The sequence below is a fragment of the Bacillus sp. FSL K6-3431 genome (assembly GCF_038002605.1).
In the GTDB taxonomy this organism is placed as follows: domain Bacteria; phylum Bacillota; class Bacilli; order Bacillales; family Bacillaceae_C; genus Lederbergia.
In genome coordinates, this window is record NZ_JBBOCT010000001.1 from 3,659,643 (window position 1) to 3,673,531 (window position 13,889).

Sequence of the window (13,889 nt, forward strand, 5' to 3'; positions counted from 1 at the left end):
TTATTGCACGCGCGGGAGGAAAGTTCAAACAAGTGCATTTTCCTTCTCTTGCTTTTCTGATAGATCACGAGGATGGATATGTTCTTTTTGATACAGGATATGGCGATCATTTCTTTACTGCTAGTGAAAGTTTTCCGTATAAATTGTACCGTTATGGCACACCCGTTACTTATTCATCGCAAGATAGTTTGAAGATACAGTTACAAAATAATGGGATAAATGCCGATGAAATTAAGACAATTGTTCTTTCTCATTTCCATGGTGACCATACGGGAGGGTTGCTTGATTTTCCTAATGCAAAGATTATCTGCAGTAACAAGGCGTGGGAGGCAATTAGGGACTGTAAAGGAGTCAAAGCAGTAAGACAGGCATATTTGCCAGGAACGATTCCAATAGATTTTAGTGAGCGTGCAGTTTTCATTGAAGAGACCCCGATTCTTCCTATAAAAGAAACACATACCCCTTTTACGAAAGGTTACGATATTCTCGGGGATGGGTCGATCATTGCAGTATTTTTAGAAGGTCATGCAAAAGGTCAGTTTGGTATTTTTTTTAATGATATTTTTTTATGTGCGGATGCGACTTGGTCTTCAGCGGCTATTCGTGCTAAGTCTTTGCCGAACCGAGCCGCAGGGTTGATCATGTCCTCATGGAAAGAGTATAAAGAGACATTTGATCAAGTGGTGGACTTCTTGAGGTTACATCCCGAATTTCAAATCATCCCATCCCATTGTACGGAGGTTTCTCATGAATAAAATTCGTGTGCTTCAGCATTATTTGAAAACCCGATATCGTCATCCATTTAAGTCACGGCAAGAGCTTGAATACCACCAACGTCAGCAACTGGATCGTTTTTTCAAAAAGTTACCTTCCAATTTGGCCTATTTTACAGGATTGTCTGAAATAGAAAGGAAGCAATTATCGATAAACACACTACAAACATTGCCGATCACAGATAAGCTATTCATGATGGAGAACTTCGATAAGATTAATACGGTTGGCATATCAAAAAAACAGGCATTCGATGTTGCACTGAAAGCAGAACAATCCCGAGATTTTTCTCCCATGCTCAATGGTGTCACCATCGGTTTATCATCAGGAACGTCTGGGAACCGTGGACTTTTTCTTGTATCGTCCGAGGAGAGAGAAAGATGGGCAGGCATTATGCTCGCGAAGATGTTGCCGAAATCGATTGTACGAAAACAGAAGGTGGCATTTTTTCTTCGAGCAAATAGTAATCTCTATGAGACGGTTTCTAGTAGCTCCATCCAGTTTACATTCTTTGATTTACTAGATTCGGTGAATGAGAATGTAAATAAATTACGAGCCCTTTCACCAGATATTGTCATAGCCCCGCCAAGCATGCTCCGGATAATTGCCGATTTAAAAGACCGACCTCCATTCAAAAGAGTGATCAGTGTAGCGGAAGTGCTGGAGAAACAGGATCAAGCATATTTAGCACAAGCATTCGAACAGAAAATTCACCAAATCTATCAATGTACAGAGGGATTTCTCGCACATACCTGCAAAGAAGGCAATCTTCATTTGAATGAAGAATTTGTGTATATTGAAAAGGAATATGTAGATGAAGATAAAGGCATTTTTTCGCCGATTATAACTGACTTTTCGCGAATGGCCCAGCCAATTATTCGTTATAGATTGAATGATTTGCTTGTGGAAAAAGATGAACCTTGCAGATGTGGCAGTGCATGTACAGTATTAGATCGGATTGATGGACGTAGTGATGATATTTTTACTTTTAAAGGAGCTGATGGTGAAGGAGAAGTAGCCGTGTTTCCAGACTTTATCCGTCGTACGCTCATTTTGCACGGTGATGAGCACGACCAATTTAGGGTAATCCAAGAGAAGGATCTTTCACTATCAATTTACGTGACAAACTTCCACGATGGCGATGCCATTAAGCAATCATTTCAAAAGCTCTTTTCAAAAATGGTCTGTGTACCAGTGGATCTTACTATTTTTCCGTATGTGCCACCAGAGGCAGGCGTAAAATTGCGTCGAGTTCAGAAGCGATGATTGCACTTTATAGAGATTTTCAAAGTATTGATTGGTCTAATTGTGAGAATCGAGAAGAAGTAGAATCTTATCTTCAAGTGATGCTGGGAGGCTTGACAGAAAAGATTCGCAATGTTCATAGTGAAGTATATGCGATACGAGCGGGAAACTGGATTTATCCATTGACGGTGACAACGGAAAATTACGATGACAGTTGGATTGTGTCTCCGTATGGGCAGTACGTCGTTTCATTGGAGGATGAACTCGCACAGTATATTGATTCCCGTTTTTCTCGCAGCATCATTCGGGCAGTGATTCGTTTTCAAGGTGGCTGTATTCGCCGCGTAAAGAACAGGATCATTTATATACATAATTTCCTCGTTTCCACGAATCTATATGCTAGTAAATGTAATATAGATATGGAAAAGATGACTGCTTTTCTGACGAAGGAATTTCCTGAGCATGCGATCGGTTTCCGTTCACTCAATGAAAAGACAGCTTTGGATTGGATAGATCAGCTAAGGAACGCAGGTTATCTGCCTTATGGAAGCCGCGTCATTTATTATTGGCATCCGGCAGAAAGGATGACGAAAGGACAGAGGAAGGACCATGCGCGGGACCGATCCATTCTAAGAAAGTCGGGACTCACTAAGAAAGTAGTGTTAAGTGAAATCGACATGGACGAATGTGAACGGCTTTATGATAAATTATATTTGCAGAAATACTCACCGAACAACCCACAGTATACTGCTCGGTACATGCATGAAATGTGTCAGAGTGGAAAATTTGATATGATTACATTAAATAATGATATATGTGTGGCTTTTGGTGGCTATTTTATCATGAATGGTCAAATGGCGACCCCTTTTTTCGGCTGGGATACGGATATAGACGAGAAGGATGGTATTTACCGAATGCTTTCAAATCAGCTGTATGAAAAAGCCCGCGAAAAAGTTATACTGATGAATAATTCAGGTGGAGCGGGGAGTTATAAAAAGGCGCGTGGTTGTCAGCCTGAAATGGAGTATAGCTATATTTATACGAAACATTTACCTGTAAAGGACCGTTTAAATTGGTGGGCAATCCAATGCCTTACGTATACTGTAGGTAGTAGGATACTTTGGAAGTTTAGATAAGAGCACTTATAGAGGATGTTCAAAAAGTCTCCAAATGATAAACTGCGAATTTCTTCGTTGCTTGGTTTTTCCGGTTCTCACGTATTAAAAGCATACGCTCTGATCCTCAAAACCTTCGCGCCTCGAACTTCTTGTTTCTAATTTGTCATCTTTTTGAACACGCATTTATAGGAAAAGGAATGGTTATTATGTCCCAACAGAGCAGAAAGTCGATTGCTGCAAAGTTAATCTCAGAACACGCTCATTTTTTCAGCTGCCCGATCTGTACAAGCCCTATGGTGTTTGAAAATAACACAACATTAGTTTGCACAGAAGGTCATAGCTATGATCTTGCGAAAAAAGGCTATATTCATCTACTGTCACAGTCCATAGATACGAAATATGATAAATCCTTGTTTCAATCCAGACAAAGAATTGCTGAAAGTGGTTTTTTTACGCCACTTGTAGAAGCAATTGCTATTTTAATCGAAAATGAACGGTTAAATGAACTTACGGCCATCCTTGACGCTGGTTGTGGCGAGGGATCACATTTGGCGCAAATCCAGGAATATGTTGCTGGAAATACAATTGGTTTTGGAGCGGATATTTCAAAGGAAGGGATTCAACTTGCAGCGAGTAATCTCTCCAATGCGATTTGGATAGTTGCTGATTTAGCCAAAACACCGCTTGCTAGTCAAAAGTTTCCGTTCATCCTAAATATTTTATCCCCGTCTAACTACTCTGAGTTCGATAGATTACTTACAGATGACGGCCTACTTATCAAAGTAGTGCCAAACAGTGCTTACCTGCAAGAACTTCGGGAACTTTTCTATGAGAATAGAGAAGCTTTTGATAATGAAAAGACAATGAGTCGATTTCAAGAAAAGTTTGATTTAATAAAAACACAAGCTGTTAAGTATCATGTTCGGTTAGAACAGCCACTTTTGAATGATTTAGTGAAAATGACCCCTTTATCATGGTCAGCAAATGAAGCAAAACGGAAGCAAGTAAGTGATATGTCAGATATGGATATTACCATCGATTTAAACATTTTGGTGGGAAGAAAAAAAGTTGAAAATGGAAGCCAGATTTAATTGAGAAAATAGGATAAAGAAGACTCCGAATTTCAAGATTTGGACATAGTGTTATGGTTCTTATATGATGAAAACACACGCCAACATTCTCATTAGAAATGACGTGTGTTTTGCATATGAAAGCTATTTCCAAGCGTTAAGCTTTAGCATCTGCTTTTCCAGATGAATTCTTATGATTATCTGTCGCCATATTTTCCCATCCCCGTAAGCGCCAACGTCTCATTAGTATAATGCCTCTTACCCACTCATCCACGATAAAGCCGATCCAGACACCAATCAAACCTAAACCAAAATGTATGCCTAATATATATGCAAGCGGTACACTAATTAACCACATTCCAAGGATACCTACGATCACCGGATAATTAATATCACCTGCTGCTTTTAGAGAATTATTAAACACTAAATTCAAAGCACGCCCAGGTTCTAAAAGTAACGTTAAGAGAAGGAGGGTGGTCCCTAACGTAAGAATATCAGGATTGTCTGTAAAGATACCCAGTATTGGCTTGGAAAAAATATAAAATACCGTGGCAACCCCAAGTGCAACCATTGCTGCTATTTTATAGAGGCGGATACTTTGCTGATAGGCACCATCAAGGTTTCTAGCACCAATTTTACGGGATATGAGAATTAACGTCCCTTGCCCAATAGCTCCAGAAAAAGCAGTGACAAATACCCTTATATTTGTACTATATACATTGGTTGTTAAAGCAACGGTTCCCAGTAAGGCAATAAACACAGTAATTACTACCATTTGCAGGTTCCAAGCTGCCGAATCTACCGAGGATGGTATTCCTATTTTTAAAAGACTTTTAACATGTTGTTTCGGAAGATGGAATAGCTTTGATAAGGGAATCGTTTCCCCAATCCACTTTACTAATATAATAAAAAGAACAATGACACCTATTATTCGACTTACCACGGTTGCAATTGCAACACCTTGAACACCTAACACTGGTATTCCGAAGGGGCCAAAGATAAATAAATAATTTCCTACGATATTTAGTATATTGACACCTGTGATTACATACATGACTTGCTTCGTAAAACCATGGCCTCTAATTATCGCAGACACTGTTAACATCAGGGATTGAATGAAGGAACATCCTCCGATGATGATTAAATAAACTGTGGCATCTTTCATTAGCTCTTTAGGAAGCCCCATTAGTTTCAATAGACCAGAAGCGAATACGATCAAGATCACACCTATGAATAATCCAAATAGAAAATTGAGAGAGATGGAGACACGAGCGATTTCTGACGCACTTTTATACTCTTTCGCACCTAAATGACGTGAGACCAAAATCGTTGTACCGATCGTCAGCATGCTACATAGCATGATTGTCATCATTATTAATTGATTAGAAAATCCTACTGCAGCGACTGCATCATCCGAGTAATGACTAAGCATCAATGTATCAACAATACCCATTAGTCTATTTAGAATTATCTCAATAAATATCGGCCATGTTAGAGCAAATAAAGTGATCTTTTGTACTTTGTCATTACTCATAAAGTTGATTATCTCTCCTCCGGAAATAAAATTTAGAGCGTTTTTATTGTACTTCAACATAAATTAAAAATATAGACTGATAATTTCTTTTATTCTGTGTTATGATAAGAGTATAGTAAAAGAAGCGTGTTCCTAACTTGAAAAAGGTACGTAAAAAACGGCAGATATGTTATTCTGCCGTTTTTTTATTCTTTATTATTTAACTTTTTAGTCATTATTTTTTTCAATAAAAGACCAGTAAAGAGTCCTGGGATGAGACTTAATATTGGAAGCCAAATAGGACCTAATAATACGCCAAATAATGAAAATTTTGGTGAATAAATGGTGCCTAATGTTACAAAATACGCAGAGAATGCAAATGGCAGAAATGAATACGGTTCTTTCCCGCCTCCTGCATCTTTAAATGCATCCCACATGGCGAAAAAGTATAAACATGGATAAAACATAAGCCACTGATAATCGGCTTGATTAATCGCATGATTAATATCTCCGTGAAAACTAGAAATAATAACTTCATTAAAACGTGCCCGTACGTTAATTAAAAATTCTAAGGAAATAAATACAATACCTTTGATATATTTTTCGTTTAAAAATTGACCGAATCCGGGAAAGGCAATGCTCCAAAATAACTTCTCTTTTGCTTCCACATCGTTTTAACCCTTCGCCAAATCTTTTCGATCTGGAGCAGAAGGAGGTTTTTCGAGCCATCCATTGGAAATCATTATTTGCGCCCCGTCAGTAACAAACTCCCCGGTTTCTATTAATAAACGGCTATAAGCGGTCGCTAAATCTTTCCTTGGGCTTCCTGCTATACTTTGCCCATAAAAGCCTATCCCGGCATTATTTAATACATCTGTATGAAACATTAGTAATTTATCGGAAAACACAGGTTCTTGAGAGGTTGTCACAGTTAGACTTGAAGAAACAGGTGTAGCCAAGTTGCTCTCCGCTAAAAATTTACTAAAAACAGCACTATGATGTTTGGCAATTTCCGCTCCATTCGTCATGAATTTACGTACTTCTTTCATCTGTGCGATTTGAGAAAATCCCGTCAATAGGGAGCCTCCAAGCGTGTTTCGATATAAATTCATAAATAGAAGTGAAATTTCATTGCTTGTTAAAGGTCTTTGCTCTCCTATCCATCCAGATAAAAAGTGCTGTTTATTAACGAATTCTGTTTGCTTTGGATAAGGTATATAGGGGGGACGTATATACAGCCCTTTTTCAAGTAATAGATTTGTTACACGATTAAATAATTCAGTTGATGAATGCAACCAAGATGTAAAATGTGTGCGAATATCATTACGGGTTGCATTTGGAAGTATAACACTGTAAGCAGTTAGTCCCATAATACCTATATTAAGAACATAATGAAGGATCATTTCATCACTAAAAAGTCGAGGCGCTTTTATATTGACATCTTGTTCTGTAAACCCTACTGGTATAGGAAGACCTTCATCATGATAAATTTTCTTTAAAATATCTACATGCGATTCGGATAATTTTAATGAGTATTCCAAACAAGACTTCACTTCAAGATCCTCTACATGTTCTAAAAAGTAGGAATTGACACAAATAGCTAATGTATCTTGCATATATGCTCCAAACAAAACGGCCAATTCACTAGAAGTTAATTTTATGTGATCATGATTTTTCATTATAATCCTCCTTGTCGTTTGCAGTTGCATAAATAGTGTCTCCCAAAAGAGAAAAAAGTATAATAGTTAAACTCTTGTATATATCCAAGTTGACAGTTTTGCGGTGTGGATACTGCTTTAGTAATCTATCGGGGTAATTTGACAATTCATTAGATGACTCGTATCATTAATACGAATTTGAAAATAAAATTAGGAACTCTCGTTAGGTGAGGCTCCTATATGGAGATATGCTGCTGCCCAGAAATGTCGAAAGACTCCAATGGGTCAACAGAAACCATCGACTTAAGGTGGTTTTTAATGTAGCTGGATCGATTTCATCCTATGCCATATAGTGCTAAAGCTCTACGAAGGAGGTTTATTCACTTATATCATTTTTATGCTGAGCACCCTTCTTTGTAGAGGGGTGTTTTTTATTATTTTGAGGAGGTGGTGGGGAATGTGTAGTTCTAAGGAAACAGAACCCCCTGGTTGGTTAAAGTTAATTGCCATTCGAATGAAAAGTAGTATGTCCACTTCCCCACACATGGTGAATAAGTGGACGCAATAAGGAGGTCCACATACATGGGCACAATTACTAACGGTGTTTTCAAGCAAGAAACGACCGGAACACTTATGAAAAAAGGCTATATCGCTCTTCAAGAAACATACACAGTTAAGGAAGCACTGTCACGTCTTCGGCAAAACGTACGTGATAAAACGAATATTCACTACTTGTATATCGTTGGTTCTGATAGTGAGCTAATGGGAGTTTTGTCTATTCGAGAATTGCTCGGTGCCGCTGATAACGATTTTATTAAAAATATTATGATGAAAGAAATTACCTCTTTTCCAACTGATTTAGACCAAGAAGAAGCAGCGCATATCTTCCGTGATAAAGACTTAGTTTCTATTCCTGTCGTCAATAATAGGGAACAGATTATCGGGGTTATCCATGTTGAAGATATTTTAGATGTTATGCAACAAGAAGCAGATGAGGATATCGGAAAACTTTCCGCATCTGGAAAAGAAATTGACTTTCACACAAGTCCCTTCGTTGCTGCTGCGAGAAGGTTACCATGGCTTATTTTATTATTATTTATCGGACTTATTTCAGGTGGGATCATTGAAAGATTTGAAGCTACCCTTGAAGCAGTCGTTGCCCTTGCCTTTTTCATGCCGATGATTGCGGGAATGACTGGCAATACAGGTACACAATCGCTCGCAGTCGTTGTCCGTGGCCTCGTTTCAGAAGATCTTAATTTTAAAAAAACGATGAAGCTTTTATTTCGAGAGTTAATTGTCGGAATTATTATAGGTGTTACGTGTGCGATTGTCATTTCAATCATAGCATTCGTTTGGCGAGGAAGTATAACACTGGGTCTTGTTGTAGGCTCATCACTTCTCGCTACTCTGATTATAGGGACACTCGCTGGAACAATTATCCCACTCATTTTATACAAGTTTAAAACAGATCCTGCAGTAGCATCTGGGCCGCTCATTACAACAATTAATGATATCTTGTCCCTACTTATTTATTTCGGCATTGCGACAATGTTCATTTCAAAACTAATGTGAAAATAAACAAAGTCCATGTTCGATAACAAGCAAAGCCATAATTCCGAGCGTGTAAAAAGTGAATATTAACTAGTAAGTCCAATGCTTACCTTAAAAAGTGATGGCGGGTCAGTAACAGGCTGTTAACTGCCAGTAAAAGAAAAAAGCATCTATTTTATCCTAAATAGATGCATTTCCTTCACATTAGCGAGTAAAAGTTTATCAAAAAAATAGGTTCAGTTAATATGCCTATGCAAATGATGCAAGACAATAAAAACGCTCAACCTAAGTTATTCGTGGGAGCACTTTTATTTTATTCTATCAATAGGCACGACCAAACCAAACGGTATGTTTTGCTTCTTTCCCACAGTTAATACAAGTAGACTTCTTAGCTGGTGGATTAAATGGAATATTACGAGTAGTAAACTTCGTTTTTTCTTTCACATGTTCTTCGCAAGCGTCATCTCCGCACCAACCTGCAAGGATCCAGCCTGGGATTTCTTCGTTTTGTGTTGAATTAGCAATATGATTCGTTAATTGCTCTAAAGATTCTACATGTGTATGGGAATGCTTATCACGGAATGCACGCGCTTTTTCTAATAAGCGTGTTTGCATGGTGTGTAACGCTCCTTCAATACAGTCTGCTATTGTTGGAAGATCAACAGAAACTTTCTCATCTTCATCGCGCGCTTTGATTAGCGCTTGGTTATTTACCAAATCACGAGGTCCTAATTCCACTCGAATTGGCACACCTTTAAGCTCCCATTCATTAAATTTATATCCTGGTGATTGATTGGAATCGTCTAAACGCACTCGAATGCCTTTTGTTTTTAATGTAGCAAAAACTTCATCTAGCTTTTCAATAATTTCAGGATTTTTCTTCCATGGTCCTACTGGAATTAATACAACTTGCGTTGGCGCAATACGCGGCGGTAATACAAGCCCTTGTTCATCGCCATGCACCATAATAACAGAGCCGATTAGACGTGTAGACGTTCCCCATGAGGTTGTATGCACAAATTCGTGCTTATTTTCTTTATTTAAATACTTAATGTCAAATGCCTCGGCAAATTTTGTACCTAAGTAATGGGAAGTTCCTGCTTGAACTGCTTTTCCATCCTTCATCATTGCTTCGATCGAATACGTATCTACAGCCCCTGCAAACCGCTCGGATGGTGTTTTTTGACCATCGTATACGGGAATAGCCAAAAGCTCTTCTACGACCTCTTTATAAATGTTTAGCATTTGCATCGTTTCAGCACGTGCTTCCATTTCATCTTCGTGAGCAGTATGTCCTTCCTGCCATAAAAATTCAGATGTTCGGATGAAAGGAAGTGTTTTCTTTTCCCAACGGAAGACATTTGCCCATTGATTGATCAGTACAGGTAGATCCCGATAGCTTTTTATCCAATCACTATATAAATGACCGATCATGGTTTCAGATGTAGGACGAAGTGCTAAACGTTCTTCTAATTTTTCACCTGCGGCTTCAGTAACCCAAGGAAGCTCTGGTGAGAATCCTTCGATATGATCTTTTTCTTTTTGGAAGAAAGACTCTGGAATCAACATTGGGAAATACGCATTACGATGTCCCGTTTCCTTAAAACGTCTATCCATTTCATCTTTAATATGTTCCCATATTTCATAACCATCTGGTTTGAATGCAATACATCCACGAACGGGTGTGTAATCCATTAAATCCGCTTTTTGAATCGTCTCGATATACCAGCTTGTAAAATCATTTTTCTGTTGATTAGTCATTAATAATTCCTCCTCATAATAAAAAGCACAAATCTGTCCTTGTGTAAGGACGTCTTTGTGCTGAACCGACGTGGTACCACCTTAGTTTAGCTTCATTAAATGTAAGCCCTCTAAAACGTTTGTTAACGAAAACGACTCGGTTATGTTGTCCATAACATCTCCGTGGTAGGTTTCAATAAGAAGCGGTGATATAGCTCTCAACAAGTTGCTATATTTTCTGTTTCACAATTCTTATTTAGTTGGCCACATCAACGAGTTAATATTTCCTATAATATAACAAATACCTGTAGTTAATACAATTCTGTTAAAAGTCTGTACTTCCCTTTTTCTAACAACTGTTGCGTGGTGGCAAAATGAATCTTACTATTTCCGCCTATAAAAAGCGCCTTCAGAAATATCCCTCTATGAGTTTTTTAAAAGTGGAATTAATTTTTTCCCTTCATCCTTACAATCATACTTTGTTTTCTCGGTGTTGACTATATAGGAGGAGGCGACCAATTATAAAAGCCTCCAATTCTGTCAAGAAGTTACTTGCAATAGGTTTGAAGATGAAATTTGATTATAAAGTGCCGGAAAGATGTAAAAAAGAGAATGCTTGTAACTTAAGTATAATTAAGAAACCAAAAAAAGTAGAAATAACGAGTTATATTAAGTCTAGGAAAATGGAAAGGATAGTAGATTCCGAGAATAAAGAACTAGATTCATTTGTCCTAATTTTGAATTTCTTTGACATGGTAGTCCCATAGTGATATTCATTAGTAATGAAATAATCTAATTGAAAGCTAGTAGTTGATTGGAAGAAACTTATTAATCTTAGTTGGATGAAATGCTTTCAATAGAAGAGTTTAGTCATTGATTGCTAGTAGTCGATTTTTTAAATTTATGATGGGAGTGTTTTGGGATGAGGAAGCTAGTCATAATCCTGTTCTTAGCGATAATGTTGGTGGGATGTAGCTTAGCTAATAAGAGTGAAAAGGTCGGAAGCGTGGATAAAGAAAAAGAGCAGCAGGCAATTGCCATGCAATTACTAAGAGCAGATGAGGGAAATGGTGTTACATTGGAAAATGAAATGTATCAACAATTAACTGGGCTTGTAGAGGCAAATCCCGATATTGGCGTTGCCGATGACTTCAGTATTCATCCAATTGATCTTGTAGATACTAAAGCAGGTGAGAGTGTCCTTTTATTCCTAGGCATTAATCGTTTGGAAAAACCGATTAAAAATATTAAGTTTGAATATACGTCTGGCGTTGAGACGGAAGGTTCCGTAGACTATGTGTTTGATCGTGAAGAAGTAGACCTATCTGAATCTTTTGCAGGTATTATTCAGCCGGGTCATGCGATTCCATTTACTATTCCTGTTAATGAAAAGGGGGAAGCACTGTTTCAATTGATGACCGAGGAAAATAAAATTGTAAAACTTGAAAATGCTACATTCGAGTTAGAAGAATAATTGGCTGCTAATGCAATAAAGAAAAGAAGGAATTTAAGCAAATTCCTTCTTTTGGTTTCTCATAAATATGGATAGAGTGTACAACGATCCCTTATTTAGTTTTTTGATTGAATGAATGGTCTATTCTTCAAATGGGCGGTATGCTCTTTCATAAAAAGGTAAAACAATTCATAGAGGACCCATCTGAGCGGAAACTTAAAAACAAGTTTATTTTTCATGTTATAGGTAAGAACATGCCTTTTGTTATATTCGACCCTTTTGATGTCACGCAAACCAACGCTATATTGCTTAGCTCCATCCTGCTTTACAAGCTTTTGACCAATGATCGTGATTTGTGGTCACCCTAACCCAGCTATAAATAAGAAGGACCTAAAAGAACCATGCTCCCATGCTAAGCTTTGGCGAGCTTTCAAGTTCTTGAATGGTGGCCGAATCGAATTTAACAAAATCAGTATACGTGGCATCCTGTAGTTGTGCTGTATCATCATCTTGTTTAAATGCATAGCCGCCTGTCCAGCCAGCATACACACAGTTTTATCGGAAAAAAGTATACAAGTTTAGATTTAGATCTGGAGCCAGCGTCAAGTAAAGACGCTGGTTTTTGATATGGGGAAAATTACTGCTCTATTCCCGCCAGGGGGATTATTCTTCTTCGAGGGGTTTTCCGCGAGCAGTCAATTATGAGATAATGAACGTATTCTAACATAGCAAGGTGGAGTAAAAGATGAACTTTGTTGCAATAGATTTTGAGACAGCGAATAGTGTACGGTCGAGTGTTTGCTCAATCGGCATTGTAAAAGTAAAAAACGGTAAAATTCAAGAAGAATTACATACATTGATCAATCCGTTAAGTGAATTTCATTATTACAATACAAAAATTCATGGCATTACAGAATATATGGTACATGATGCACCTACATTTGAAGAGTTTTGGCCGAAATTTAAAGGCTTTATTGAGAATCAAATGATTATTGCACATAATGCGAGCTTTGATATCGGAGTGCTTCGAGACTCTTTAACTAGGATTCATGAAACGGAGCCGAACTTTCAATATGGATGCTCTTACCGCATTGCAAAAAAAGTGTGGCCGAATTTGTATAATCATAAGTTATCTACTGTCGCAAATTATTTAAGTATTAGCCTAAAACATCATGATGCGCTTGAAGATGCTCGTGCTTCCGCCATTATTACACTCGAGGCGATGGAAAAAACAAAAACTGGCTCCATTCAAGAGCTATCTATTTTGCACAAGCTTAAACTCGGTAGCCCAACGTCTTCTAGTAAACAACCGACTCGTTCAAGGAAAAGTTCGCAAGATGCATCACTAAAAAGGATTGTCCCTGAAAATATAATAACGAATACAAAGCATCCATTTTACGGGACAAACATTGTATTTACGGGTAAGATGATGTCAATGACTAGACCGATGGCTGCTCAATATGCAGTCAATTGTGGTGCTGCTTGTAAAGATCGTGTGGATTTAGCGACGAACTTCTTAGTGGTAGGAGAGCAAGATTTATACAAATATGTGCAAGGAATTAAAAGTATGAAAATGAAAAAAGTAGAAGAAATGATTGAGCAAGGATATCCAATTGAAATTGTAGGAGAACAAGAATTTATAAGATTGGTAAAATGAAAAGGTTGTACTAAGTCGTATTTTTCGATTTGGTTATTTTATCCTTAACGCTCAAAATCGTTCAAAGGTGGAGCATCTACTAAGATTGTCATTAGCGCTTTGAAGTAACC

11 protein-coding genes, 1 riboswitch and 1 other annotated feature are annotated in these 13,889 nt (G+C 37.8%); of the genes, 7 read left to right on the top strand and 4 right to left on the bottom strand.

All coding sequences use genetic code 11. The features are described from left to right. Positions 1 to 32: 32 nt before the first annotated feature. The 4 genes from MHB53_RS17830 (at position 33) to MHB53_RS17845 (ending at position 4,225) form a co-directional block, all read left to right on the top strand. Positions 33 to 755, top strand: a complete 723-nt coding sequence (locus tag MHB53_RS17830; RefSeq protein WP_340920879.1) for an MBL fold metallo-hydrolase — start codon at positions 33 to 35, stop codon at positions 753 to 755. Next, positions 748 to 2,037: a F390 synthetase-related protein gene (locus MHB53_RS17835; protein ID WP_340920881.1), complete on the top strand. Its 1,290-nt coding sequence runs from the start codon at positions 748 to 750 to the stop codon at positions 2,035 to 2,037. The genes MHB53_RS17830 and MHB53_RS17835 overlap by 8 nt, the downstream gene beginning before the upstream one ends. Beyond that, positions 2,034 to 3,152 carry a hypothetical protein gene (locus tag MHB53_RS17840; protein ID WP_340920883.1) on the top strand — a complete coding sequence of 373 codons (1,119 nt, stop codon included), beginning with the start codon at positions 2,034 to 2,036 and terminating at the stop codon, positions 3,150 to 3,152. The genes MHB53_RS17835 and MHB53_RS17840 overlap by 4 nt, the downstream gene beginning before the upstream one ends. A 188-nt stretch (positions 3,153 to 3,340) precedes the next feature. Further along, entirely contained in the window at positions 3,341 to 4,225 is an 885-nt protein-coding gene (locus MHB53_RS17845) for a putative RNA methyltransferase (RefSeq protein WP_340920885.1), read from the top strand. A 136-nt stretch (positions 4,226 to 4,361) separates the two neighbouring features. On the opposite strand, the gene MHB53_RS17850 is transcribed toward MHB53_RS17845, so the two are convergent. From MHB53_RS17850 to MHB53_RS17860, 3 genes are all read right to left on the bottom strand, one after another. Beyond that, the gene (locus tag MHB53_RS17850; protein ID WP_340920889.1) at positions 4,362 to 5,738 is read right to left on the bottom strand and encodes an MATE family efflux transporter; all 1,377 of its coding nucleotides are present in this window, start codon (positions 5,736 to 5,738) and stop codon (positions 4,362 to 4,364) included. Positions 5,739 to 5,923: 185 nt separating this feature from the next. After that, entirely contained in the window at positions 5,924 to 6,385 is a 462-nt protein-coding gene (locus tag MHB53_RS17855; protein WP_340920891.1) for a hypothetical protein, read from the bottom strand. A gap of 6 nt (positions 6,386 to 6,391) precedes the next feature. Beyond that, entirely contained in the window at positions 6,392 to 7,396 is a 1,005-nt protein-coding gene (locus MHB53_RS17860) for a DUF3231 family protein (RefSeq protein ID WP_340920895.1), read from the bottom strand. A 191-nt stretch (positions 7,397 to 7,587) separates the two neighbouring features. Then, positions 7,588 to 7,756: riboswitch (M-box (ykoK) riboswitch) on the top strand. A gap of 201 nt (positions 7,757 to 7,957) precedes the next feature. On the opposite strand from MHB53_RS17860, the gene mgtE reads away from it, so the two are divergent. After that, a complete protein-coding gene (gene mgtE / locus MHB53_RS17865; protein WP_340920897.1) occupies positions 7,958 to 8,950 on the top strand; it encodes a magnesium transporter in 993 nt (330 codons plus the stop codon). A 300-nt stretch (positions 8,951 to 9,250) separates the two neighbouring features. Here the strand turns inward: mgtE and proS are convergent, their stop codons facing one another. After that, a complete protein-coding gene (gene proS, locus MHB53_RS17870) occupies positions 9,251 to 10,690 on the bottom strand; it encodes a proline--tRNA ligase (protein ID WP_340920899.1) in 1,440 nt (479 codons plus the stop codon). Positions 10,691 to 10,732: 42 nt separating this feature from the next. Continuing rightward, positions 10,733 to 10,951 (bottom strand) — a binding site (T-box leader). A 640-nt stretch (positions 10,952 to 11,591) separates the two neighbouring features. On the opposite strand from proS, the gene MHB53_RS17875 reads away from it, so the two are divergent. Beyond that, positions 11,592 to 12,143: a hypothetical protein gene (locus MHB53_RS17875; protein WP_340920901.1), complete on the top strand. Its 552-nt coding sequence runs from the start codon at positions 11,592 to 11,594 to the stop codon at positions 12,141 to 12,143. 724 nt (positions 12,144 to 12,867) lie between these two features. Next, positions 12,868 to 13,779: an exonuclease domain-containing protein gene (locus MHB53_RS17880; protein WP_340920903.1), complete on the top strand. Its 912-nt coding sequence runs from the start codon at positions 12,868 to 12,870 to the stop codon at positions 13,777 to 13,779. Positions 13,780 to 13,889 lie beyond the last annotated feature (110 nt).